The organism is Pseudomonas sp. A125 (assembly GCF_055409485.1).
Map to the genome: position 1 here is coordinate 242,883 of NZ_JBUZVP010000007.1, position 23,156 is coordinate 266,038.

Here is a 23,156-nt window from a genome sequence, read left to right on the forward strand (position 1 = left end):
TACCCGAGCTATGACCTCACACGCCAGCTGAGGTCGGGTTTGATGCGGAAACATTGCGACTTAAAAGGTCGCGCAGTTGATTTTTCTCTTCGGCGGTCAATTCACTCTGACGCGCTTTTCGAAGAAGTTGTTCCAGGTTTCGCTCGCGTTGACGAGCTACCAAGCTAGTAATGGTGTCGAAAAACTGTTGTTCAAGGTTATCGCCATCAATCAGCCATTCCTTTTCTGCCAATGCCTTGAGCAAACGGCCCTGTTCGGTGCCGTGCCAGCGTGCAATCAGCTGGAATGAGTTTAGCTTAGGATTCTTCTGTACGGCTTCGAGCAGGGCCACCAACAATTGCGTATTGGTGTGGTCCTCGGCCGCAAAGTGCCCCGCATCCTCGACTTTTTGGGCCAGTTGCGGGTGGTGCAAAAGTGTACGCAGGGCTGCCATGGTGGGCGGCTCTACTGCTGCTGGGACGCGTGGGCCGCGCGGTTCGTCACGGTCGCCGCCACGTTTGCCGTTTTTGTCCCAGGGTTTCTTGTCCCATTTCTTGCCGCCGGCGCCGGGTTTCTTCGGTGTCCACTCCTGCTGGGGCGTGTAGGCCTCCTGCGGTTGGTGGAAGTCGGAATAGTCCGGCATGGCGTCGTAATCCATGCCTGGGTCGTAGGCGGGCGGCGCCTCTTGCGGCGCGCTGCGCGCCAGCTGGCTGACGGCCTCGCCACTCAAACCGGTGATTTCCAGCAAGCGCTGACGCATCAGGGTCCGCAGGTTGGCGCCCGGGACCTTGTCGATCAGCGGGGCCGCGAGGGTGACCATATGGGCCTTGCCTTCGAGGGAGCGCGGGTCGGACTCTTCGGTCAATTGCTGGAAAAAGTAATCGGCCAGCGGTTGTGCGTGTTGGTTGATGCGCGCGCGGAACGCGTCGGTGCCTTCGGAGCGGACCAGGGTGTCCGGGTCTTCGCCCTCGGGCAGGAACAGGAAGCGTGCGCGCCGCCCGTCCTGCAGGCTCGACAGAGTCGACTCAAGGGCGCGCCATGCAGCATTGCGGCCGGCCTGGTCACCGTCGAAGCAGAACAGTACGTTGGGCACCACGCGAAACAGGCGCTTGAGGTGTTCTTCGCTGGTGGCGGTGCCAAGGGTGGCCACCGCATTGCGCAGCCCTTGCTGGGCCAGGGCAATCACGTCCATATAGCCTTCAACCACGATGATTTCGTCGAGGTTGCGGTTGTTTTTGCGCGCTTCAAACAGGCCGTACAGCTCCTGGCCTTTGTGAAACACCGGGGTTTCCGGTGAGTTCAGGTATTTGGGCTTGTCGTCCCCCAGCACCCGGCCGCCGAACGCGATGATACGGCCGCGACTGTCGCGGATCGGGAACATCACCCGGTCACGGAAGCGGTCGTAACGCTTGCCGGTCTCGGCGTTTTCCACCAACAGGCCCGCGTCGATCATGGCTTTTTGCTGCAGGGTGTCGCTGCTCAGGTGCTTGTACAGGTTGTCCCAGCCGGGCGGAGCGAAGCCGAGGCCGAAGTCGCGGGCAATTTCACCTGTCAGGCCGCGGCCCTTGAGGTAATCGACGGCGGCTTTGCGCTGCGGGTGGCTCTTCAGCGCCTGGCGGTAAAAGTCGGCAGCAGCGGTAAGCAGCGGGTACAGCGGCGAATCGGTGGGTTGGCGCGGTTTGTGCGGGCGGCCACTTTCTTCGCGAGGGATTTCCATGCCGGCGGCTTTTGCCAGTTCCTCGACAGCCTGGGGGAAGTCCAGGTTGTCGTGGTCCATGATAAAGCCGAGGGCGTTGCCGCCAGCGCCGCAGCCAAAGCAATAGTAGAACTGCTTGTCGGGGCTGACGCTGAACGAGGGGGTCTTTTCCTTGTGGAACGGGCAGCAGGCGGTGTAGTTCTTGCCGGCCTTTTTCATTTGCAGGCGCGAGCTGACAACATCGACGATGTCGGTGCGGTTCAGAAGGTCGTCAATAAAGCTCTGGGGAATTAGCCCGGCCATGGCGTTCTCGTCATCACTGCGTGTAAAAGAGGGCCCGCAAAGTGCTCAAGGCGCGCGTAGTGTGCGGCTCGATCAACTGTCGTCTGCTTGGTCTGCCAGGAAGTGTATCTGCCGAACATTCACTGACGTTAGTTCCGATCAGTGCCCGGCGTAGAAATGTTGCCCGGGAGTCCGGTCTTGGCCGTGTGCGGGCCTCGGAAGCTCATCGGTGGGCGCAGCCGACCTGTTGATCGCCTGTTGAAAAATAAGTGTGCTCGTCAGTAGCCTTGTTAGGCTCGTCAGAAGAGACGCGCACCGCTGGCAGAAGAGCCAGTCCTGACGTGTGAAGCAGTTCGTTTCAGTCGCGTGTGCGGCGTCAACGGTGAAGCATCAAGCGATATCCGCAAATGCCAACAGCCCGGCTGAGGGCCGGGCTTGGCAGAAGCTTGCTACGAACGTCTGTGTATTAGTACAGACGAACGGCGCGGCGCTGCTCGCGCTGAACTTTCTTGGCGTGACGCTTAACAGCGGCTGCTGCTTTACGCTTACGCTCAGAAGTTGGCTTCTCGTAAAATTCGCGGCTACGAACTTCAGCCAGAACACCGGCTTTTTCGCAGGAGCGCTTGAAACGACGCAGAGCTACGTCGAAGGGTTCGTTCTCTTTTACTTTGACGGCTGGCATCCAGAGCTACCTTCTTTCATTACCGGGAATCAACGTTCTCGTCGCAAAAAATTCGCGGCTGAGGTCGTCGGTTTTTAAGGGTTGCGGATGTTAACCCCTCATTGCCCGGAATGCAAAGCCTCTGATCGAAAACCGCTAGTCGGGAGGGGGAGCGACGACTATTATGCGCGCCTTCGAATTCAGCCTCTACAAGGCGCAAACCCATGCTAGTTCTGGGATTAGAAACCTCGTGCGACGAAACCGGTGTCGCACTTTACGACAGTGAACGCGGGCTTTTGGCCGACGCACTGTTCAGTCAGATCGACCTGCATCGCGCCTATGGTGGCGTGGTGCCGGAGCTGGCCAGTCGTGATCATGTGAAACGTATGTTGCCCTTGATTCGCCAGGTGTTGGACGAGGCCGGCTGCGTGCCGACCGAGATCGACGCCATTGCCTATACCGCCGGCCCAGGATTGGTCGGAGCCCTTCTGGTTGGGGCTTCTTGCGCCCAGGCGCTGGCATTTGCCTGGGGCATTCCCGCCCTCGGCGTGCACCACATGGAAGGCCATTTACTGGCGCCGATGCTGGAAGAAAACCCGCCACAGTTCCCGTTCGTCGCTTTGTTGGTTTCAGGCGGCCATACGCAGCTGGTTCAGGTCGACGGAATCGGTCAATACGCGCTGCTGGGCGAAAGCCTGGACGACGCCGCCGGTGAGGCTTTCGACAAAACCGCGAAGATGATGGGGCTCAATTATCCAGGCGGTCCGGAAATCGCCCGGTTGGCGGAAAAGGGCGTGGCGGGGCGTTTCACCTTCCCGCGTCCGATGTGCGATCGCCCGGGCCTGATGTTCAGCTTCAGCGGCCTGAAAACCTCTGCGCTGAACACCTGGCAGCAGAGCGTCAGCGCCGGAGACGACAGTGAGCAAGCCCGTTGCGACATCTCTCTGGCGTTCCAGCAGGCTGTGGTGGAGACTTTGACCATCAAGTGCAAGCGGGCCCTGAAGCAGGCAGGCATGAAGCGGCTGGTGATCGCTGGCGGCGTCAGCGCCAACAAGGCGTTGCGCCTGTCGCTTGAGAAAATGCTCGGCGACATGAAGGGCGACGTGTTTTATGCGCGTCCCGAATTCTGTACCGATAACGGTGCGATGATCGCCTATGCCGGTTGCCAGCGTTTGCAGGCCGGGCAGCATGAGAGCCTGGCCATCAGTGTGCAGGCGCGCTGGCCGATGGAGCAGTTGCCGCCGCTGTAGTCGGCCAGCGCGAGGCGGGTTGATCGGGTGTATTTAAAAATGCCGTTCGCGCCCGGCAAACAGGTCGCGTAAATTGCCCCGGTGGCGCCAGACGATCAGCAGCGTAAGCACGCTCATCGGCACCAGCGCCGCCGGCTCCTGCCAGGCCAGCAATGGCAGGGTCAGGGGCGTAGCGATCAGCGCCGCCAGCGAGCTGGTGCGGGTGAGGTAGAAGGTCAGCAGCCAGGCCAGGATGGCCAGCAGCGCCGCCGGAGGGTAAATCCCCAGTAGCATGCCGGCAGCCGTCGCAACACCCTTGCCACCGCGAAAGCGGAAGTACAGCGGGAACAGGTGGCCGAGCACCGCGCAGACGCCGATCCAGGCTTGCTGCTGCAGCGACAGCCCGGCGAAGTCGGCGATCAGCACGGGCAACAAGCCTTTGCAAACGTCGCCGAACAGCGTCAATACGGCGAGTTTTTTGCCGGCCAGGCGTAACATATTGGTGGCGCCGGCATTGCCTGAGCCACTCATTCGCGGGTCGGGATTTCCCGTCAGGCGGCTGAGCAAAATGGCGAAGGACAGCGAGCCGAGCAGGTAGGCGAGAGTCGCCAGTAACCAAAACATGCTAACTATTCCGGGCGAGGACGCCTTGATTCTAACGGGGCATCGCGCCCTTGTCGTGCAGCGGAGAAGAGTGCTTGGACAGAGTGTTTATCGAAGGCCTGGAAGTCGACACCGTGATCGGGGCCTACGACTGGGAGCGCGGTATCCGGCAATGCCTGCGTCTGGACCTGAGCTTCGCCTGGGACAACCGCCCGGCCGCTGCCGGTGACGACCTGACTCTGGCGCTGGATTACGCCAGCGTGTCCGCACGCATCCAGGCCTTTGCCGAGCAGGCACAGTTCCAGCTGGTGGAAACCTTCGCCGAGCGCCTGGCCGAAGTATTGATGAGTGAGTTCCAGATTCCCTGGCTGCACCTCAAGCTGACCAAGCCTGGCGCCGTTCCGGCCGCCAAGGGCGTTGGCGTGGAGATCGAGCGCGGATGTCGCTAACTCAGGTTTACCTCGGCCTTGGCAGCAATATCGAGCGCGAGGCTCATCTGTGTGGAGGCCTCGATGCGCTGGCGGGTTTTTTGACGGATATGCGCTGTTCGGCGGTGTTCGAAAGCCAGCCAGTGGGCATCAAGAGCGGGCCGTTCTTCAATCTGGTGGTGTCGGCGTATACCGACCTACCGTTGATTGAGCTGGACCGCCGCCTGAAGTTCATTGAGGCCGACAACGGCCGCTACGCCCCGGATCGCAAGGGCTTGCCGTTGGACATTGACGTGCTGCTGTACGGCGAGCTGGTGGGTAACTTCGATGGCCTGGTTCTGCCTCGGGCCGAAATCCTGAAAAACGCGTTTGTGCTGTGGCCGCTGTCGTTGATGGCGCCGGAGCGTGTGCACCCCGAGGCTGGCAAGACGTTTGCCGCGCTGTGGAGGGATGCACACATAGATCAGGTATTGGCGCCGGTCGCATTCGAGTGGCGGGATCAGCCATTAACGCCGGATGCGCTCTTGTAAGCTTTCAGCGCCTTGAGCCGTTCACGTTTCAGCGCTTCACCCAGCTCGGGGCCTTTGAAACCTTGTTCCAGCAGTGGGGCGACGGCCACACCTCTGGCAGCCAGCGCCGCGCCGCGCAAATAATCCGCCTGTGGATAACTTCTCTGCTCAAGGCCCTTGCGGCCGCGGGCGTCCATTTCGCACGCCACCACAAATTCCTCAAAGCGCTGCGGGCGACGGTAGACGTCAAAGCTTTGCAGTAACTCCAGCAAAGTCGAGGGTCTCAGCTCCAGCGCACGATGGCCATGGGTGTGATATTCGCCCACCAGTAACGCCAGTTCCTGGCAATCCCTTGGCACCTTGAAGCGCTCGTTCACCGCTTTGATCAGCTTCAAACCGCGTTGCTCGTGAGCAATGTGCTGCGGCAACTTATCCACAGGCGTCAGCCCTTTGCCCAGGTCGTGCAGCAGGCAAGCCCAGCGCACAGTCAGCGGTTGGGAATGGATGGCCGCTTGTTCCAGCACGCTCAAGGTGTGCACGCCGGTATCAATCTCGGGGTGATGGGCTTCAGGTTGCGGCACGCCGAACAAGGCGTCGATTTCCGGCATCAGGGTTTTCAGTGCGCCGCAATCACGCAGCACCTGAATAAATACTTGTGGCTGATTTTCCATGAGCGCGCGGGAAATTTCTTTCCAGCTGCGCTCAGGCGTCAGCGCTTCCAGTTCGCCGGAATCGCTGAGTTCGCGCATCAACTCCAAGGTTTCTGGCGCAACACTGAAACCGAGGTTGGCATAGCGTGCGGCGAAGCGCGCAACGCGCAGCACCCGGAGAGGATCTTCGGCGAATGCGGGGGAAACATGGCGCAAAACTCGTGCTTTCAAATCTTGCTGGCCATGATACGGATCGGTCAAATTACCGTCGTCGTCTTCAGCCATCGCATTGATGGTCAGGTCACGGCGGATAAGGTCTTCTTCCAGTGTGACTTCGGGGCTGGCATGAAAAACGAAGCCGCCATAACCCCGGCCTCTCTTGCGTTCCGTGCGAGCAAGGGCGTACTCGTCGCCGTTTTTTGGGTCAAGGAATACCGGGAAGTCCGAGCCCACGGGCTTATAGCCCAGAGCGAGCATTTCTTCAGTGGTAGCGCCGACTACGACGCGGTCGACATCGGTAACGTCAATGCCCAGCAGGCGATCGCGTACCGCACCGCCGACTTTGTAGATTTGCATGAAAAAGCCTCCATTAGCGGCACAGGATAACGCCTGTGGCCCGCCAATGGAGGCTTTGCCGTTTCACAGATGCACGACGGCCAGGTCGAGGCGCCCGTAATCGTTGTCGCTGTGTTCGGTGCGAGGCGGAACATGGTGGGTTTTCATCACCTGGTCGCCTTGCAGCGTTTCCAGGTGAATATCGAACCCCCACAACCGATGCAGATGCTTGAGGACTTCGTCAGTGGACTCTCCCAGCGGTTTGCGGTCGTGTTGCTGATGGCGCAGGGTCAGCGAGCGATCGCCGCGTACGTCGATGCTGTAGATCTGCACGTTGGGTTCGCGGTTGCCCAGGTTGTACTGCGCCGCTAGGGTTTCGCGGATCGTACGGTAGCCCGGTTCGTCATGAATGGCGGGTACCAGCAGATCGTCCTTCAAGTCGTCATCCATGATGCTGAACAGCTTGAGGTCACGAATGACCTGAGGCGACAGGTACTGCAGGATGAAACTCTCATCCTTGAAGCTGCTCATGGCGAACTTGATGGTCGACAGCCAATCGCTGCCGGCGATGTCCGGGAACCAGCGGCGGTCTTCTTCGGTTGGGTGTTCGCACATGCGCCGGATATCCCGGTACATGGCAAAGCCCAGTGCATACGGGTTGATGCCGCTGTAGTAAGGGCTGTCGAAACCCGGCTGGTAGACCACGCTGGTGTGGGACGTCAGGAACTCCATCATGAAGCCATCGGTCACCAGGCCTTCATCGTAAAGGTCGTTCATCAGGGTGTAATGCCAGAACGTGGCCCAGCCTTCGTTCATCACTTGGGTCTGGCGTTGTGGGTAGAAGTACTGGGCAATCTTGCGCACGATCCGCACGATTTCGCGCTGCCAGGGCTCCAGCAGCGGTGCGTGTTTTTCGATGAAATACAGGATATTTTCCTGAGGCTCGGCGGGGAAGCGCGCATTGTCCTTGTCGCTGTTCTTGCCGGCGCGCTTGGGAATGGTGCGCCACAGGTCGTTTATCTGTTTTTGCAGGTGCTCTTCACGGTCCTTCTGGCGCAGCCGTTCTTCTTCGGCGGAAATCGGGTAGGGGCGTTTGTAGCGGTCCACACCGTAGTTCATCAGCGCATGGCAGGAGTCGAGCAAGTCTTCCACCGCATCGATGCCATGGCGCTCCTCGCATTGCATGATGTATTGCTTGGCGAACACCAGGTAGTCGATGATCGAACTGGCATCGGTCCAGGTACGGAACAGGTAGTTGCCCTTGAAGAAGCTGTTATGCCCGTAGCACGCATGGGCCACCACCAGTGCTTGCATGCAGATGGTGTTTTCTTCCATCAGGTAGGCAATGCACGGGTCGGAGTTGATGACGATTTCGTAGGCCAGGCCCATCTGCCCGCGCGTGTAGGATTTTTCAGTGCTGAGGAAGTGTTTGCCGTAGGACCAGTGGTGATAGCCCAGGGGCATACCCACGGACGCGTAGGCGTCCATCATCTGTTCGGCGGTGATCACTTCGATCTGGTTGGGGTAGGTATCCAGGGCATAACCCGCCGCGATGCGGCTGATTTCCCGGTCATAGGCCTGGATGAGTTCGAAGGTCCATTCGGACCCCGTGGACAGGGGTTGGCGCTTATGCTCTTTGGCGGTCATGTCACTAACCTGCGCTGGAAGAGTTCACGGAAGACCGGATAGATATCGCCGGCCGAGACCAATTGTTGCTGGGCGAAGGTGTCAGCAAAGGCTTCGCTGATGCGCTCGTATTCAAACCACAGTGCCTGATGCTCACGCGGGGTGATTTCGACGTAGGTGTAGTACTGCACGAACGGCATGATCTGGTTGATCAGGATGTCGCGGCAGATCGGCGAGTCGTCGTTCCAGTTGTCGCCGTCGGAGGCCTGGGCGGCGTAGATATTCCACTCGTTGGCCGGATAACGCTCGGCCATGATTTCCTGCATCAGCTTCAATGCGCTGGAGACGATGGTGCCGCCGGTTTCCCGCGAATAGAAGAACTCCTCTTCATCGACTTCCCGGGCGCTGGTGTGATGGCGGATGAACACCACATCGATCTTGTCGTAGTTACGTTTGAGAAACAGGTACAGCAGGATGAAGAAACGCTTGGCGATGTCCTTGGTTGCCTGGGTCATGGAGCCGGACACGTCCATCAGGCAGAACATCACGGCCTTGGAGCTGGGGTTGGGTTGCTTGACCAGCAGGTTGTACTTCAGGTCAAAGGTATCGAGAAACGGCACGCGGTGAATTCGCGCACTGAGTTTGGCGATTTCGGCTTCGATTTCCTGAATATCGCCGAAGTTGTCTGGCTCTTCGCGTTTCAGGCGCTCCAGTTCAGCCTTGGCGTCCCGCAATTTTGCCCGGCTGCTGCCAGACAGCGCGATACGCCGCGCATGAGCCGAACGCAGGGTGCGGATGATGTTGATCCGTGACGGGTTGCCTTCGTTGCTGATCCCGGCGCGCACAGTCTTGAAGGTGTCGGTACCGGTCAGGTTGCGTTTGACCAGGTTGGGCAGTTCCAGGTCTTCGAACATGAATTCGAGGAATTCTTCCTGGGTAATCTGGAACACGAACTCGTCCATGCCTTCGCCAGAGTTGCCGGCCTTGCCCGGGCCTTTGCCGCCCGCACCGCCCTGAGGGCGCTGGATGTGTTCGCCGCTGGTGAATTCCTTGTTGCCGGGATGCACGACGGTCTGTTTGCCGCCGCGGCCGTGGTGCAACACGGGTTCATCGATGTCGCGTCCGGGAATGCTGATCTGTTCGCCATGCTCCATGTCGGTGATGGAGCGACGGCTGACAGCCTCCTCGACGGCCTTTTTGATGTGGTCACGGTAACGCCGCAGGAAACGCTGGCGGTTTACCGTGCTCTTGTTCTTGCCATTAAGACGTCGGTCGATCACATAGCTCATGTAGGAGCCCTCCGGGCAGCTTCACGTTACAAGCTTCAAGCCGCGAGCTGGAAGCTTAGAGACAAGCGGTCGACTGCCAGGCTAGCCGGTGTGCCGGGAGCCTGGCATTTCACGCCTGTCGCTGCCTTACTGCGATTTGCGCACCCGCAGGTACCACTCGGAGAGCAGTCGTACTTGTTTGTCGGTGTAGCCGCGCTCGACCATTCGAGTAACGAAGTCGTTGTGTTTTTGTTGGTCCTCCTTGCTGGCCTTGGCGTTGAAGCTGATGACCGGCAGCAGATCCTCGGTGTTGGAGAACATTTTCTTCTCGATGACCACCCGCAGCTTCTCGTAGCTGAGCCAGGTAGGGTTCTTGCCGTTGTTGTTGGCCCGGGCGCGCAGCACGAAGTTGACGATTTCGTTGCGGAAATCCTTCGGATTGCTGATGCCAGCGGGTTTTTCGATCTTCTCCAGTTCCTCGTTGAGGGCCACGCGGTTGAGGATTTCGCCGGTTTCCGGGTCGCGGTATTCCTGGTCCTGAATCCAGAAGTCTGCGTACAGCACGTAGCGGTCGAAAATGTTCTGGCCGTATTCGCTGTAGGACTCCAGGTACGCGGTCTGGATTTCCTTGCCGATGAACTCGATGTAGCGCGGTGCCAGGTACTCCTTGAGGAAGCGCAGATAGCGCTCGCGGGTCTCGGCCTGGAATTGCTCCTGTTCGATCTGTTGTTCCAGCACGTAGAGCAGGTGCACCGGGTTGGCGGCGATTTCGTGCGGGTCGAAGTTAAAGACCTTAGACAGGATCTTGAACGCAAAGCGTGTCGACAGGCCGTTCATGCCCTCGTCCACGCCCGCGGTGTCGCGGTATTCCTGGATCGACTTGGCTTTCGGGTCGGTGTCCTTGAGGTTTTCGCCGTCGTATACGCGCATTTTCGAATAGATGTTGGAGTTTTCCGGCTCCTTGAGGCGCGACAGCACGGTGAACTGGGCCAGCATCTTCAGGGTATCGGGGGCGCAATGGGCCTTGGCCAGGGAGCTGTTGAACAGCAGCTTGTCGTAAATCTTGATTTCATCGCTGACTCGCAGGCAGTACGGCACCTTGACGATGTAGATCCGGTCGATGAAAGCTTCGTTGTTCTTGTTGTTGCGGAAGGTGTGCCACTCCGATTCGTTGGAGTGGGCCAGCAGGATCCCGGTAAACGGAATCGCCCCCAGGCCTTCGGTACTGTTGTAGTTGCCTTCCTGGGTGGCGGTGAGCAGTGGGTGCAGCACCTTGATCGGCGCCTTGAACATCTCCACGAACTCCATCAGGCCCTGGTTGGCCCGGCACAGTGCGCCCGAGTAGCTATAGGCGTCGGCGTCGTTCTGCGGGAATTCTTCGAGCTTGCGGATATCAACCTTGCCCACCAGCGCCGAGATGTCCTGGTTGTTCTCGTCACCCGGTTCGGTCTTGGCCACGGCGATCTGGTTGAGGATCGACGGATAGAGCTTCACCACCCGGAACTGGCTGATGTCGCCGCCGAACTCGGCCAGGCGCTTGGTGGCCCAGGGCGACATGATGGTGTTGAGGTAGCGGCGAGGGATGCCGAAGTCTTCTTCCAGGATCGCACCATCTTCCGTGGCGTTGAACAGCCCCAGAGGCGATTCGAACACTGGCGAGCCCTTGATGGCGTAGAACGGAACCTTCTCGATCAGTTGTTTGAGTTTCTCGGCCAGGGACGACTTGCCGCCGCCGACGGGACCGAGCAGGTAGAGGATTTGCTTCTTCTCTTCCAGGCCTTGGGCGGCATGGCGGAAATACGAGACGATCTGGTCAATGCATTCTTCCATGCCATGGAAGTCTTCAAAGGCCGGGTAGCGGCGGATCACCTTGTTGGAGAATATTCGCGACAGGCGAGAATTCGCCGCGGTGTCTACCAGCTCCGGCTCGCCGATCGCCAGCAGCAGGCGTTCAGCGGCAGACGCGTAGGCGCTGCGGTCCTTTTTGCACAGTTCGAGATACTCCTGAAGCGAGAGCTCTTCCTGGCGGGTGGACTCGAAGCGTTGTTGGAAGTGGCTAAAAATACTCATGACGTCGTCACCTCGCTCGATACGTGGAGCCGACGCCGGATCAATCAGTCGATGCTGGCAGTCATTGGTGGACACCAATGGCCGTTTTCCCCCCAGAACACCCTGAAACGCTACCGATGACCCGCACGCCGGTGTACCGGCTCTCCCCTGTTTTGGATGGCCTGCGCTTAAGGATAGTTCGGAATCCGGGAGGTCAAGGCGCGATACGTAATTAGTTTGGTCGCGCCGTTCGTCAGAAACGGCGCGAAGCCAAGCGTCACGCGGGGTAGCGGGGTTTGAAAAAAATTATTGCGCGTCGCCTGCGGCAATTTCTGCCGGATACGTCGTACGCCATAGCTCAAAGCCACCGTCGAGGCTATAGACGTCAGAGAAGCCCTGGCTGATCAGATAGGCCGCTGCGCTTTGGCTGGAGTTGCCGTGGTAGCACGCCACGATTACCGGTGCGTCGAGGTCGGCGGCGCGGATGAAATCGGCGATGCTGTGGTTGTCCAGGTGCCGGGCGCCACTGATGTGGCCTGCGCTGTAGGTCGGTTGGTCGCGGATGTCGACCACCACCGCGCCTTGCTCGCGCAGGGCTTGGGCTTGTTCGGGAGGGATACGTTTGAATTCAGTCATGGCGGGCTCCTAGGGCTTGGCGGCCGGCAGTGTCGTGGTGGCGGGAGATTCGCACTGGCAGCTTGAGCGCTCGCCGGTGTCGATGTTCATCAGGGTCATGGCGCCGCCCCACACGCAGCCGGTGTCGAGGGCGAATACACCGGGTTCATCACATTTGCCTTCCAGGGCTGCCCAGTGGCCGAAGATGATCTTCGTCTCACGGGTCTTGCGCTCCTTGTGGGCGAACCAGGGCTTGTAGCCGGGCAGGGCGGTGTCGGCGCCTTCCTTGCTCTTGAGGTCCAGCTTGCCTTCGGCGGTGCAGAAACGCATGCGGGTGAAGTAGTTGGTGATCACCCGCAGGCGGGCGACGCCGGTGAGTTCGTTGTCCCACTTCACAGGGTCGTTGCCGTACATGCCATCCAGGTAAGCCGTGTACAGGTTGTCGTCGGCCAGGGCGGTCTCGACTTCGCCTGCACACTTGAGGGCTTTTTTCAGCGTCCACTGGGGTGGAATCCCGGCATGCACCAGTGCGATGTTACGGCTCTCATCGTAATGCATGATTTTTTGCCGACGTAGCCAGTCAAGCAACTCGGCGCGGTCTGGCGCCTCGAGGATTTCCCGCAGGGTGTCGCCTTTTTTTAGGCGCTCGATGTTGTTGCCGGCGGCCAGCAGGTGCAGGTCGTGGTTACCCAGCACGCACACCAGGGAATCGCGCATGCCATAAAGGAAGCGCAGGGTCTGCAGGGATTGCGGGCCGCGGTTGACCAGGTCGCCGACGAGCCACAGGCGATCCTTGGCAGGGTCGAAGGCCACGCGGTCGAGCAGGCATTTGAGCGGCTCCAGGCAACCTTGCAGGTCGCCGACAGCATACGTCGCCATCAGTGCAGGGCCCCGGGCACCGCCAGGCGGAACGGCGCGATGACGGCGTCGAAGTGTTTGCCGTCGTCGGCGAGCATCTGGTAGCTACCCTGCATGTTGCCCACGCGGGAGGTCATGACGGTGCCGCTGCTGTAGGTGTGGCTCTTGCCGGGGGCGATCAGCGGCTGTTGGCCGACTACGCCGGCGCCGCGCACTTCCTCCACCTGGCCGTCACCGTCGGTGATGACCCAGTGGCGCGACAGCAGCTTGGCTGGCAGCTCGCCGTTGTTTTGCACGGTAATGGTGTAGGCGAACGCAAAGCGGTTCTGCTCGGGTTGCGATTGTTCCGCCAGAAAGCGGGTGACGACGCTGACGTCGATCTGATAACGAGGATCGGACATGCAAGAGGCCTTAAAAGCAAAAGCGGGGGAACAGCGGATGCCGGTCAGTCTAGGCCCGTAGGCGCTGGCTTGCCAGCGATGGCGATCGTGAGTGCGCCATCGCCGGCAAGCCGGCTCCCACTCTTTATTCGGCCGCAGGCGCAGGCTGAATGGCGAGCTGGTCAGCCAGGCGTACGAAGGCGGCCAGGTCCAGCTGCTCGGGGCGCAAGCTGCCGTCGACGCCGGCGGCTTCGATTTCAGCGTTACTGAGCAGAGCCTTCAGCGTATTGCGCAGGGTCTTGCGGCGTTGGTTGAACGCTTCGCGTACCACCCGCTCAAGCAGCTTGTGGTCTTTGGCGGGGTGCGGCAACACCGCGTGAGGCACCAGGCGCACAATGGCAGAGTCGACTTTTGGCGGCGGGTTGAATGCGCCCGGGCCGACGTTGAATAAGTGCTCTACACGACAATGGTACTGAACCATGATCGACAAGCGGCCCCAGTCACCGCCACCAGGGCCGGCAGCCAGGCGCTCGACCACTTCTTTTTGCAGCATGAAGTGCATGTCGCGGATGATGCCGGCGTTGTTCAGCAGGTGAAAAATCAGCGGGGTGGAGATGTTGTACGGCAGGTTGCCGACCACCCGCAGGCTGTTGGGCGCCGCATTGAGGCTGGTGAAGTCAAACTTCAGCGCATCACCCTGGTGCAGGTTGAAATTGGGCATGCCGGCGAACTGTTGGTTGAGGATCGGGATCAGGTCCTTGTCCAACTCAACCACATCCAGCTGGCCGCCGCTGTTCAGCAGGCCCTGGGTCAGGGCGCCCTGGCCCGGGCCGATTTCCAGCAGGCGGTCGGAAGATTTGGCGTGGATGGAGCGCAGGATGCGATCGATCACGCCAGCGTCGTGCAGGAAGTTTTGCCCGAAACGCTTGCGCGCCCGGTGTTGGTAATGCTCGGTCATATACGGGTCTCGGCCATCTGATAGGCGGTTTCCAGGGCCACGTGCAGGCTGCCGGTATCGATCTTGCCGCTGCCCGCCAGGTCCAGGGCGGTGCCATGGTCGACGGAAGTGCGGATGATCGGCAGGCCCAGTGTCACGTTGACCGCGGCGCCGAAGCCTTTGTACTTCAGCACAGGCAGCCCTTGGTCATGGTACATCGCCAGCACTGCGTCGCAGTGCTCCAGATATTTGGGGGTAAACAGAGTGTCGGCAGGCAATGGGCCGCGCAGGTCCATGCCTTCAAGGCGCAGACGCTCCAGGGTTGGTTCGATGATGTCGATTTCTTCATGGCCCAGGTGGCCACCTTCACCGGCGTGGGGGTTGAGCCCGCAGACCAGAATACGTGGTTGGGCGATGCCGAATTTCTGTTGCAGGTCGGCGTGCAGGATGCGTGTTACACGCTCCAGGCGCTCGGGGGTAATGGCGTCGGCAATCTCGCGCAGGGGCAGGTGAGTGGTCACCAGTGCCACACGCAGGTCACGGGTTGCCAGCATCATCACGACTTGTGCGGTATGGGTCAGTTCGGCGAGGAATTCGGTATGGCCGGAAAAGGCGATCCCCGATTCGTTGATCACGCCCTTGTGCACGGGGGCGGTGATCATCCCGGCGAAATCCCCGTCGATGCAGCCTTGGCCGGCTCGCGTGAGGGTTTCCAGGACGAAGGCCGCATTGGCCTTGTTCAGTTGCCCGGCGACGACCTTGGCCTGCAGCGGGGTGTCCCACACGTACAGGCTGTTGGCCGGTGCCGGCAGATCAGGCCAGTTGCCCGGGCCCACCGACAGCAGGTCGACAGCCACGCCCAACTGCGCGGCCCGCTCCAGGAGCAGGTCGCGGCTGGTAATGGCGATCAGGGGGTGTGGCTGGGGCTGCGAGGCGAGCAGCAGGCACAGGTCAGGACCAATGCCGGCCGGCTCGCCGGGTGTCAATGCGAAACGCTTGGGTTTCACTGCGCTGCCTGGTCGGTGCCTGTTTGGTCGGCGCCAGGAAGCTTGTTCTCTACGTAGGCTTCGTCACGGATCTGACGCAGCCAGGTTTGCAGCTCTTCGTCGTACTTGCGGTTACGCAGTACGGTCAGCGCTTGTTGCTCGCGAGCCTGGCTGGTGTTGTCAGTGGCGCGACGGCCAAGGACTTCGAGTACGTGCCAGCCGTATTGGGTCTTGAACGGCTTGGACAGTACGCCTTGCGGCGTCTTGGCCATGACTTCCTGGAACTCGGGAACCAATGCTTTCGGGTCGATCCAGTTCAGGTCGCCGCCGTTAAGTGCCGAACCCGGGTCTTCGGAGTAGCTCTTCGCCAATTCGCCGAAGTCTTCGCCCGCTTCGATGCGGTCATAGAGCTTCTGGGCCAGTTCCTTGGTCTGGGCTTCGGTGCGGATCTCGCTTGGCTTGACCAGGATGTGACGAACATGAACTTCGTCCTTCACCTGGGCTTCTTCGCCGCCACGTTTGCCGAGCAATTTGAGGATGATGAAGCCGCCTGGCGTACGGGCAGGTTGGGTGATGCCACCCACTTCCATCGAACTCAGCTCGCGGTCGAACGGAGGCGGCAGTTGCGCGGCTTTACGCCAGCCCATGTCACCGCCTTCGAGGGCGTTGTCGCTGCCGGATTGCGCAATGGCCATCTGGGCAAAGTCAGCACCTTGCTTGAGACGGTCATACACAGCCTGGGTTTTCGCCGCTGCAGCATTGAGCTGTTCAGCGTTGGCGCTGTCTGGTGTAGGAATCAGGATATTGGCCAGGTGCAGTTCTTCGGAAAGCTGCATTTTGCCAAGGTCAGAGGCCAGGAAGTTTTTCACTTCCTGCTCGGACACCTGAACCCGCTCGGCCACGCGGCGCTGACGCACACGGCTGATGATCATTTCACGGCGAATCTGGTCACGGGCGTCCTCATAGGACAGGCCGTCGTGGGCCAGGGCGGCGCGGAACTGATCAACACTCATGTTGTTGCGCTGGGCAATGGTGCCGACAGCCTGGTTCAACTCTTCGTCGCTGATACGGATACCGGAGCGATCGCCGATCTGCAGTTGCAGGTTTTCCACGATCAGGCGCTCAAGCACCTGCTGGTCCAGCACGCTGGTAGGCGGTACGCCGCCGCCACGCTTGGCGATGGTTTGCTGAACTTCCTTGACCCGTTGGTCCAGTTGGCTCTGCATGATCACGTCGTTATCGACGATGGCCACTACCTTGTCCAGCGGTTGGACCGCAGCGTGAGCTGCGGCGGTACCCAGGAACAGCGCGCCCAGCATCAGCGGGCGCAGACAATCAGAAAGCTTGGTCTTCACGTTCACGATAACCTTCAATGCCTTTGTCGAGGAAGCTCTCTACCTTGGCGCCGGTCAGGCCGCCGAGTCCTTTGAGGACAACTTGGAAGAAGAGCCCGTGGTCACCCTTTTCGTTCAGCGGGGCGATCTGGCTGTATTCGTCGTTGGAAACCCAGTAACGGTTGATGACGCGCAGTTTCCAGCAGCAGTTGTCGTACTCGAAACCACCGAAGGCTTCCAGGGTACGGTTGCGGGCGTAGTCATACTGCCAGCGGGTGATCAGGTTCCACTGCGGAACGATCGGCCACATCATCGAGAAGTCGTGTTGCTGGATTTTGTAGTAATCCTTCACGAAGGTGCTTGGATCCGCTGCACTGCCATAGTCGCCGCCAAACTGCCATTTGCCGGTCAACTGGTTGTAGACAACCTGGTCGTTGCGATAGCGATAACCAACGTTGATAACCTTGTTTGGGTTGTCTTCCGGCTGGTAGTGGAACATCGCACTGCCGGAGCGTGGGCTGTGGCTTTCGGTGTCCCAGTTGTAGTCGGCAGTGGCGCGCCAGTCGCGGTTGAAGCGGAACTCGTAGTCCAGGGCGATAGGCGAGACGTTCGACTGTGCGTCTGCACGGTCAGCGGCCAGGATGCCAGGCAACTGAACTTCGCGATCCTTGAAGTACAGCGCTTGGCCAACGCTGACGCGTTGACGTTCGAAGCCATTGTCTTCGATCCAGCGGCTGGTCACACCCAAGGACAGCTTGTTCTCGTCGCCGATACGGTCAGAGCCGCTGAAGCGATTGTCGCGAAACAGCGACGCGTAGCTGAACGAGTACTCGCTGGTGTCGAATACCGGGATATCGCTCTGGTCCTTGTTCGGTACATACAGGTAGTACGCGCGCGGTTCCAGGGTCTGGCGGTAGTCTTTGCCGAACCAGTTGGTATTGCGGTCGAAGTACAGGCCGCTGTCGACACTGGCGATCGGAACTGCACGGTCTTGCGAACTCTTGAACTCGTCTCCGGGGGCGAGGCTGTTTTTACCTATGGAGTCGAGGTCGAGGTCGTATTTGGTGTAGACGTATTTGAGTTTCGGTGTAACAAAACCATAGGTCCAGTTCATCGGGTAATCGACGGCTGGCGCAACGTTCAGGCGGGTACCGTTTGCACGGGTAAGCCCAGTCACGTTGGTGTCCAGTCGCTTAGTTGTCACGTTATCCTCGTCCGTGAACGTGCCGTTTTGCAAGTCTCGGTCAAAGCGTACCGCTTCGGTCTCATAAGTGAAATTCAAGCCGCCAGGGTGGTATGGCAGCGCACCATTGAAGGTGATCTGTGGCAGCCGGTTGTACGGTGTGATCTGAGAAACGGTCGCCAACTGGTAAGCCTGCAGGTTCAACCGCGCCTGGTAGCTATCACCACGATAGGTCACGGAACCCTGTTGGTTCACGTAGTCCTGGCTCTTCACGCCTTCCTGGTAGGACTTCAAATCCTGGAAGTAGTAAGGATCGCTGATATTGGTGTAGTCGACCTGGGTCAACAAGCGCGAATCCAGGCCGCCCTTGTGTTGCCAGTTGAGCATGTAGCGGGTCTTTTCGTTATCGGTCTGACCCTTGCGCTCATCGCTGTCATCGTTCAGGTACGCGCCGCCAAACTGACCTTCGCTGGACTTGGTGAGGTAGCGGAATTCGCCTTCCATCAACAGGCCGCGCTTGGTCATGTATTGCGGGTACAGCGTGGCATCGTAGTTCGGCGCCAGGTTGAAGTAGTACGGCGTAACCAAAGTGAAGCCAGTCTCGCCACCGGTGCTGAAGCTCGGCGGCAGGAAGCCGGATTGACGACGGTTGTCGATCGGGAAATAGATGTACGGGGTGTAAAGGATCGGAATGTCCTTGACCCGCAACGTCACGTTGGTCGCCGTACCGAAACCGGTGGCCGGGTTGAGCGTGATGTTGTTGCCCTTGAGCTGCCAGGCGTTGCTGTTCGGCTCACAGGTGGTGTACGTACCGTCCTTGAGACGGATGATCGCGTTCTCGGCGCGCTTGGCGTACAGCGCGTTACCGCGGATGCGCGATTTGTGCATCACGTATTCGGCGTTGTCGACCTTGGCGGCGCCGGTGTCCAGTTGGACTTCAGCGTGGTCGCCTACCAGCAGGGCGCCGTTGTCGCGCAGACGGACATTGCCGTTCAGTTCGCCACGGTTCTCGGCCTGGTACAGGTTGGCCTCGTCGGCCTCGACCTGCATGCTGCCCTGGCGCATGACGACGTCACCGGCCAGGGAAGCAACCTGTTGTTCCTGCTCGTAACGAGAGACCTTGGCGCCGATGAAGGTCGGCGCGTCGCTCTTGTTCGTCTTGTCGTTCATGCCCGGACGGGTCGGCTCGATGTACGCGCCGGAGCAATACGGGCCGGTCTCGGCCAGTTGCGCGGCGGTGAGCTTCTCGCGAGGGACCCAGTCCAGGTGGCTGTAGTCAGCGCTGCGCGAACGCAGGCCGCGGCCCTTGGCTTCAGTGACCAGTGCGGTCTGCGGCACGGCCTCGGCACTGCCGCCGGACTCGCCTTGCGGCGTGCCACTGGCAGAGCTGACGGCACTGCCGTCATGCACCGGGCGCGGTGGCAGCGGGGCTGCGGCCGTCTTCGGCGCGCAATCCCAGGCACCCGAAGCAGAGACTGAGCAGTCATACTGTTCCGCGGCGACCACGAATGAGGTGGCGAAAGGTTGCATGGCCAGCAGACTGCCGGTTACCAGCAACGGAAATTTTCTACGAAACGCGGGGGATTTCAATGCCATCTTATTAGTCCGGGCTTCCTGCGTGCCATCTGCCCGCGGTGTGGGCCGCACGCCTCTCGATGGTCTGAAAAAGATGCGTGATAATAAAGCATGACCCGCTTGACGGCTAGCGCCGTCGGAGACCCTTGTAATGCCCGACCAAGATCTACGTTTGCAACAGCTGCAAGTCTGGCTTGATGAGCAATTGCCTCGCCTTTTTACCGCGCAGGGCTGGGGTGTCGTACCCCCGGCCACGTTGACTGCGGCCAGCAGTGACGCGAGTTTCAGGCGTTACTTCCGGTGGGACGGAGGCGGTCGCAGTTTCGTCGTAATGGACGCTCCACCCCCCCAGGAAAACTGCAAACCTTTCGTCGATATCGCTCATTTGCTCGAACAATCGGGAATAAATGTTCCGAAAATTTATGCGCAAGATCTGCTTCGCGGCTTTCTTTTGCTTAACGACCTGGGAAAAAAAACCTATCTGGACGTGATTGACGAACAAAATGCCGACCCATTGTTCGCCGATGCCATCGACGCGCTGCTGGCTTTCCAGCAATTGCCGATGGAGGCGCCATTGCCCAGCTATGACGTCGCGCTGTTACGGCGAGAGCTGGAATTGTTTCCCGAATGGTACGTTCGCCAGGAGTTGGGCATTGAGTTCGACGCTCGGCAACTTGCGTTGTGGCAGCGCGTCAGTGACCACCTGATCGAGAGCGCCCTGGCCCAGCCCAAGGTGCTGGTACACCGCGACTACATGCCGCGCAACCTGATGATCAGCGAACCGAACCCCGGAGTGCTGGACTTCCAAGACGCGGTCTACGGCCCGGTGACCTATGACATCACCTGCCTGTTCAAGGACGCCTTCCTCAGTTGGCCCAAGGCTCGTGTGCGGGAATGGCAGCGCGGTTACTGGCAGCGCGCCGGCGCGCTGGGTATCCCGGTGCAGGCGCACTTCGAGGAGTTCCTGCGGGCCAGCGACCTGATGGGCGTGCAGCGTCACCTGAAGGTGATCGGTATCTTTGCGCGCATCTGCCACCGTGATGGCAAGCCACGCTACCTGGCGGACGTGCCGCGCTTCTTTGCTTATATAGAAGCGGTACTGGCAGACCGGCCAGAGTTGAGCGAACTGGGTGAGTTGCTGGCGAGCCTGCGCGTCAAGGCGGCCGTATGAAGGCGATGATCCTGGCAGCGGGCAAAGGCGAGCGGATGCGCCCGCTGACCCTGCACACACCCAAGCCGCTGATCCAGGCCGGCGGCAAGCGCCTGATCGAGTACCACCTTGAGGCGCTGGCGAAAGCGGGCTTTACCGATATCGTTATCAACCATGCCTGGCTCGGTCAGCAGATCGAAGGCTACCTGGGTGACGGTTCGCAGTACGGCGTGCGCATCCAGTACTCGGCCGAAGGCGAGCCGCTGGAGACCGGCGGCGGGATTTTCAAGGCCTTGGCGCTGCTGGGGAACGAACCGTTCCTGGTGGTCAATGGCGATATCTGGACCGACTACGACTTCGCCAGCCTCGACCGGCCACTGGAGGGCCTGGCCCACCTGGTGATGGTCGACAACCCGGCGCATCACCCATCCGGCGGTGACTTCTATATAAAGGACGGTGTGCTTCATGATGCTGCCCCGGGTGCCGATAACCTGACCTTCAGTGGCATTTCCGTGCTGGACCCGAAGTTGTTCGAGGGTTGCAGCGCAGGTGCCTTCAAGCTGGCGCCGCTGTTGCGCGACGCCATGGCGAAAGGTTTGGTAACGGGAGAGCACATGGGCGGACGCTGGATCGATGTCGGGACGCTGGAGCGCCTGGCGCAGGTAGAAACCCTGCTGACAGCGGGGCACTAGGATGTTGTGGCCAGGGACTCTGATTGGAGCCGGGGCGGGCTTTGCCATTGCCAGCATTCCGGGGGCCATGTTGGGCGCGTTGCTTGGCCAGGCGCTGGACCGGCGTCTGGAGTTGCAAAGCTGGGCCCAGCTACGCGAGCGCCTCGGCGGTCGAGCGGCACTGCGTAATGACGAATTGCTGTTCGTGTTGCTCGGCCGCCTGGCCAAGAGCAACGGCCGGGTAGTGGACGGGCATATCCAGCAGGCGCGCCAGGAGATGCGCTCGCTGGACATGGCCGAGCCGGCCCAACGTCGCGCGATTGCCGCATTCAACCGGGGCAAGTCGGGCTCGGACCGGGTACGCAGTTACTTGCGCCTGCTCAAGGCCCAGCCCCATGCGGCGGAAGGTGTGCTGCGCGCCTGCTGGCGCATGGCCTGGGCGGACGGCAAGGCCAGCACGGCCGAACGCGAGTTGATCGTGCAATGGGGCAAATGGCTGGGCTGGACTGTCCAGCAGGTGCAGGCGCTGGCGGCTGACTACGAGCCTGAGCGCAAGCCGTTGGCCAATCGTGGTGGCGCGTATCAGGAGGCGCTGCGGATTCTGGGGGTGACCTCGACCACCGAACCGTCTGTGATCAAGCGTGCCTACCGGCGCCTGCTCAGTCGGCACCACCCGGACAAGATTGCCGGCAGTGGCGCCAGCCCCGCGCAAGTGCGCGAAGCGACCGAGCGTACCCGTGAGCTGCACAACGCCTACGCGCTGATTCGCGAAAGACGAGACTTTCGCTGACGGTGGGAGCTGGCTTGCCTGTGATGGCATCACCTCGGCGCATCAGTGAGACCGAGTTGCCTGCATCGCAGGCAAGCCAGCTCCCACCGTTGATCTTCATCAGTATCAAAAGCGGCGATCAGTCCCCGGGATTTTGCGGGCTCAACCAGCCGCGAATCCGCCGGTACAGCTGTTCTGCCCCGGCCGGGCTGTTGTCGGGGAAGGCCTTCAGGGACACTTGCTTGTAGTTGCCATTCTTCAAACGCTTACTGGCCTGGGAACGTTCCTGGGCAGTTTTGCGTGCCTGGGCGTTGACCTGGTAGAAAAAGTCTGCCGTGGGCAGTTTCAAGGTAGGGGCCAGTTGTAGCAGATCGGGTTGCCGACTCGCGGGCGTCTGCGCGGCCACCATGACGAATTTCTGCACCTGCGCCGGTTGTTTTTCACTCAGGTAACGCGCTGCCCACCAGGCGCCGGTGCCGTGGCCGAGCAGCACAATGCTGCGGGCGTTCTGGGTTTGGGCGAAGGCGAGGGCGGCATCAATACGCGCGAAGATGCGCGTGGCGTCGGTCTTGTCTTGTTCATCGCTGCCCGGCACCACGACAGGGTCGGTGCCTTCAGCTTCGGCGCTGGCGGCTTGCTCCACGGGTTTGGCCACGGTGCTGGCGTCTTTGCTGCTGGTCTCCACGGCCGCTTTGGGCGATTCGATGACCCGTGGCGGCAGGGTGTCCAGTGTCAGGTCTGGCAGTGACAAGCTCAGGGTGCTCCAGGCAGCGTCGGGTAATTTCTTGCGCAACGGCCCAATTGCTTGAGGCCAGTCAGCACTTTCGCCGTTGCCTGGGACAATAATCACCACGCCTTCAGGTTCGCCACTGTTGGCCGGCTTCCACAGTGCAAGGAAAGAGTCGCTGCCTGCCTGCAATTGTTGCTGTTCCTGCTGCGGGATTTGTCGCTCCAGGGCGTTGGCTTCTTCCTGGCTGCGCTCCGGCAAGGGCTGGCGCACCGGCGGTTTTTCTGGGGCAGGAGCGGGAGTGTCGGCGGCCGCGACACAAAAGGCGCTGGTAAACAGCAGCGACAGGCACAATGCTGGCAGTGCCGAGCGGTGGGAAAGTGGCATCGTTGATTTCCGGCCAGAAGTGATTCCGGCAGCCTAATGGGTTGACCAG

Annotated in this window: 21 protein-coding genes; 6 read left to right on the top strand and 15 right to left on the bottom strand. The window is 60.4% G+C overall.

The features are described 5' to 3' along the window. Positions 1–16: 16 nt before the first annotated feature. Positions 17–1,978, bottom strand: a complete 1,962-nt coding sequence (gene dnaG / locus ACZRN6_RS12275) for a DNA primase (RefSeq protein ID WP_003211012.1) — start codon at positions 1,976–1,978, stop codon at positions 17–19. 445 nt (positions 1,979–2,423) lie between these two features. After that, complete coding sequence (rpsU, locus tag ACZRN6_RS12280; RefSeq protein ID WP_002551877.1) at positions 2,424–2,639, bottom strand: 30S ribosomal protein S21; 216 nt, start codon at positions 2,637–2,639, stop codon at positions 2,424–2,426. 203 nt (positions 2,640–2,842) lie between these two features. Here rpsU and tsaD point away from each other — a divergent pair, with 203 nt between their 5' ends. Beyond that, on the top strand, positions 2,843–3,868 hold the full coding sequence (tsaD, locus tag ACZRN6_RS12285) for a tRNA (adenosine(37)-N6)-threonylcarbamoyltransferase complex transferase subunit TsaD (protein WP_322147920.1): 1,026 nt from the start codon (positions 2,843–2,845) through the stop codon (positions 3,866–3,868). 33 nt (positions 3,869–3,901) lie between these two features. Here the strand turns inward: tsaD and plsY are convergent, their stop codons facing one another. Further along, positions 3,902–4,471 carry a glycerol-3-phosphate 1-O-acyltransferase PlsY gene (plsY, locus tag ACZRN6_RS12290; RefSeq protein WP_322147919.1) on the bottom strand — a complete coding sequence of 190 codons (570 nt, stop codon included), beginning with the start codon at positions 4,469–4,471 and terminating at the stop codon, positions 3,902–3,904. A gap of 74 nt (positions 4,472–4,545) precedes the next feature. On the opposite strand from plsY, the gene folB reads away from it, so the two are divergent. Further along, positions 4,546–4,899: a dihydroneopterin aldolase gene (gene folB / locus ACZRN6_RS12295; protein ID WP_003211007.1), complete on the top strand. Its 354-nt coding sequence runs from the start codon at positions 4,546–4,548 to the stop codon at positions 4,897–4,899. Continuing rightward, the gene (gene folK, locus ACZRN6_RS12300; RefSeq protein ID WP_322147918.1) at positions 4,890–5,408 is read left to right on the top strand and encodes a 2-amino-4-hydroxy-6-hydroxymethyldihydropteridine diphosphokinase; all 519 of its coding nucleotides are present in this window, start codon (positions 4,890–4,892) and stop codon (positions 5,406–5,408) included. The genes folB and folK overlap by 10 nt, the downstream gene beginning before the upstream one ends. On the opposite strand, the gene ACZRN6_RS12305 is transcribed toward folK, so the two are convergent. From ACZRN6_RS12305 to ACZRN6_RS12355, 11 genes are all read right to left on the bottom strand, one after another. Next, positions 5,378–6,613 (bottom strand): multifunctional CCA addition/repair protein, encoded by a 1,236-nt coding sequence (locus ACZRN6_RS12305; protein ID WP_464008047.1) that lies wholly within the window; start codon positions 6,611–6,613, stop codon positions 5,378–5,380. The two genes, folK and ACZRN6_RS12305, sit on opposite strands and share 31 nt — an antisense overlap. 63 nt (positions 6,614–6,676) lie before the next feature. Beyond that, entirely contained in the window at positions 6,677–8,239 is a 1,563-nt protein-coding gene (locus ACZRN6_RS12310; protein ID WP_322147914.1) for a SpoVR family protein, read from the bottom strand. Continuing rightward, complete coding sequence (locus tag ACZRN6_RS12315; protein WP_003211000.1) at positions 8,236–9,507, bottom strand: YeaH/YhbH family protein; 1,272 nt, start codon at positions 9,505–9,507, stop codon at positions 8,236–8,238. The genes ACZRN6_RS12310 and ACZRN6_RS12315 overlap by 4 nt, the downstream gene beginning before the upstream one ends. A 126-nt stretch (positions 9,508–9,633) precedes the next feature. Next, positions 9,634–11,556: a PrkA family serine protein kinase gene (locus ACZRN6_RS12320; RefSeq protein ID WP_003210999.1), complete on the bottom strand. Its 1,923-nt coding sequence runs from the start codon at positions 11,554–11,556 to the stop codon at positions 9,634–9,636. Positions 11,557–11,841: 285 nt separating this feature from the next. After that, complete coding sequence (gene glpE, locus ACZRN6_RS12325; RefSeq protein WP_322147913.1) at positions 11,842–12,171, bottom strand: thiosulfate sulfurtransferase GlpE; 330 nt, start codon at positions 12,169–12,171, stop codon at positions 11,842–11,844. A gap of 9 nt (positions 12,172–12,180) precedes the next feature. After that, positions 12,181–13,029: a symmetrical bis(5'-nucleosyl)-tetraphosphatase gene (locus ACZRN6_RS12330; protein WP_322147912.1), complete on the bottom strand. Its 849-nt coding sequence runs from the start codon at positions 13,027–13,029 to the stop codon at positions 12,181–12,183. Next, positions 13,029–13,409 carry a Co2+/Mg2+ efflux protein ApaG gene (apaG, locus tag ACZRN6_RS12335; protein WP_322147911.1) on the bottom strand — a complete coding sequence of 127 codons (381 nt, stop codon included), beginning with the start codon at positions 13,407–13,409 and terminating at the stop codon, positions 13,029–13,031. Before apaG ends, ACZRN6_RS12330 begins: the two co-directional genes overlap by 1 nt. Positions 13,410–13,533: 124 nt before the next feature. Continuing rightward, positions 13,534–14,346, bottom strand: coding sequence for a 16S rRNA (adenine(1518)-N(6)/adenine(1519)-N(6))-dimethyltransferase RsmA (gene rsmA, locus ACZRN6_RS12340; RefSeq protein WP_322147910.1), 813 nt, complete (start codon positions 14,344–14,346; stop codon positions 13,534–13,536). Continuing rightward, positions 14,343–15,332 carry a 4-hydroxythreonine-4-phosphate dehydrogenase PdxA gene (gene pdxA / locus ACZRN6_RS12345; RefSeq protein ID WP_464008048.1) on the bottom strand — a complete coding sequence of 330 codons (990 nt, stop codon included), beginning with the start codon at positions 15,330–15,332 and terminating at the stop codon, positions 14,343–14,345. Before pdxA ends, rsmA begins: the two co-directional genes overlap by 4 nt. Then, a complete protein-coding gene (locus ACZRN6_RS12350) occupies positions 15,329–16,666 on the bottom strand; it encodes a peptidylprolyl isomerase (protein ID WP_464008067.1) in 1,338 nt (445 codons plus the stop codon). Before ACZRN6_RS12350 ends, pdxA begins: the two co-directional genes overlap by 4 nt. Beyond that, the gene (locus ACZRN6_RS12355) at positions 16,647–19,424 is read right to left on the bottom strand and encodes an LPS-assembly protein LptD (RefSeq protein WP_464008049.1); all 2,778 of its coding nucleotides are present in this window, start codon (positions 19,422–19,424) and stop codon (positions 16,647–16,649) included. The genes ACZRN6_RS12350 and ACZRN6_RS12355 overlap by 20 nt, the downstream gene beginning before the upstream one ends. Before the next feature lie 130 nt (positions 19,425–19,554). On the opposite strand from ACZRN6_RS12355, the gene ACZRN6_RS12360 reads away from it, so the two are divergent. From ACZRN6_RS12360 to ACZRN6_RS12370, 3 genes are read left to right on the top strand one after another with little or no spacing between them, the layout of a single operon-like run. Then, positions 19,555–20,574: an aminoglycoside phosphotransferase family protein gene (locus ACZRN6_RS12360; RefSeq protein ID WP_464008050.1), complete on the top strand. Its 1,020-nt coding sequence runs from the start codon at positions 19,555–19,557 to the stop codon at positions 20,572–20,574. After that, positions 20,571–21,245: an N-acetylmuramate alpha-1-phosphate uridylyltransferase MurU gene (murU, locus tag ACZRN6_RS12365; protein WP_322147903.1), complete on the top strand. Its 675-nt coding sequence runs from the start codon at positions 20,571–20,573 to the stop codon at positions 21,243–21,245. The genes ACZRN6_RS12360 and murU overlap by 4 nt, the downstream gene beginning before the upstream one ends. A 1-nt stretch (position 21,246) precedes the next feature. After that, the gene (locus ACZRN6_RS12370) at positions 21,247–22,014 is read left to right on the top strand and encodes a TerB family tellurite resistance protein (RefSeq protein ID WP_464008051.1); all 768 of its coding nucleotides are present in this window, start codon (positions 21,247–21,249) and stop codon (positions 22,012–22,014) included. Positions 22,015–22,132: 118 nt separating this feature from the next. On the opposite strand, the gene ACZRN6_RS12375 is transcribed toward ACZRN6_RS12370, so the two are convergent. After that, positions 22,133–23,107, bottom strand: coding sequence for an alpha/beta hydrolase family protein (locus tag ACZRN6_RS12375; protein WP_464008052.1), 975 nt, complete (start codon positions 23,105–23,107; stop codon positions 22,133–22,135). Positions 23,108–23,156: the final 49 nt, after the last annotated feature.

Excerpts from the sequence above, each read along its gene's own strand:
- dnaG (WP_003211012.1), bottom strand. The coding sequence starts at position 1,978 with ATGGCCGGGCTAATTCCCCAGAGCTTTATTGACGACCTTCTGAACCGC.
- rpsU (WP_002551877.1), bottom strand. The coding sequence starts at position 2,639 with ATGCCAGCCGTCAAAGTAAAAGAGAACGAACCCTTCGACGTAGCTCTG.
- tsaD (WP_322147920.1), top strand. The coding sequence starts at position 2,843 with ATGCTAGTTCTGGGATTAGAAACCTCGTGCGACGAAACCGGTGTCGCA.
- plsY (WP_322147919.1), bottom strand. The coding sequence starts at position 4,471 with ATGTTTTGGTTACTGGCGACTCTCGCCTACCTGCTCGGCTCGCTGTCC.
- folK (WP_322147918.1), top strand. The coding sequence starts at position 4,890 with ATGTCGCTAACTCAGGTTTACCTCGGCCTTGGCAGCAATATCGAGCGC.
- ACZRN6_RS12305 (WP_464008047.1), bottom strand. The coding sequence starts at position 6,613 with ATGCAAATCTACAAAGTCGGCGGTGCGGTACGCGATCGCCTGCTGGGC.
- ACZRN6_RS12310 (WP_322147914.1), bottom strand. The coding sequence starts at position 8,239 with ATGACCGCCAAAGAGCATAAGCGCCAACCCCTGTCCACGGGGTCCGAA.
- ACZRN6_RS12315 (WP_003211000.1), bottom strand. The coding sequence starts at position 9,507 with ATGAGCTATGTGATCGACCGACGTCTTAATGGCAAGAACAAGAGCACG.
- ACZRN6_RS12320 (WP_003210999.1), bottom strand. The coding sequence starts at position 11,556 with ATGAGTATTTTTAGCCACTTCCAACAACGCTTCGAGTCCACCCGCCAG.
- glpE (WP_322147913.1), bottom strand. The coding sequence starts at position 12,171 with ATGACTGAATTCAAACGTATCCCTCCCGAACAAGCCCAAGCCCTGCGC.
- ACZRN6_RS12330 (WP_322147912.1), bottom strand. The coding sequence starts at position 13,029 with ATGGCGACGTATGCTGTCGGCGACCTGCAAGGTTGCCTGGAGCCGCTC.
- apaG (WP_322147911.1), bottom strand. The coding sequence starts at position 13,409 with ATGTCCGATCCTCGTTATCAGATCGACGTCAGCGTCGTCACCCGCTTT.
- rsmA (WP_322147910.1), bottom strand. The coding sequence starts at position 14,346 with ATGACCGAGCATTACCAACACCGGGCGCGCAAGCGTTTCGGGCAAAAC.
- ACZRN6_RS12355 (WP_464008049.1), bottom strand. The coding sequence starts at position 19,424 with ATGGCATTGAAATCCCCCGCGTTTCGTAGAAAATTTCCGTTGCTGGTA.
- ACZRN6_RS12360 (WP_464008050.1), top strand. The coding sequence starts at position 19,555 with ATGCCCGACCAAGATCTACGTTTGCAACAGCTGCAAGTCTGGCTTGAT.
- murU (WP_322147903.1), top strand. The coding sequence starts at position 20,571 with ATGAAGGCGATGATCCTGGCAGCGGGCAAAGGCGAGCGGATGCGCCCG.
- ACZRN6_RS12370 (WP_464008051.1), top strand. The coding sequence starts at position 21,247 with ATGTTGTGGCCAGGGACTCTGATTGGAGCCGGGGCGGGCTTTGCCATT.
- ACZRN6_RS12375 (WP_464008052.1), bottom strand. The coding sequence starts at position 23,107 with ATGCCACTTTCCCACCGCTCGGCACTGCCAGCATTGTGCCTGTCGCTG.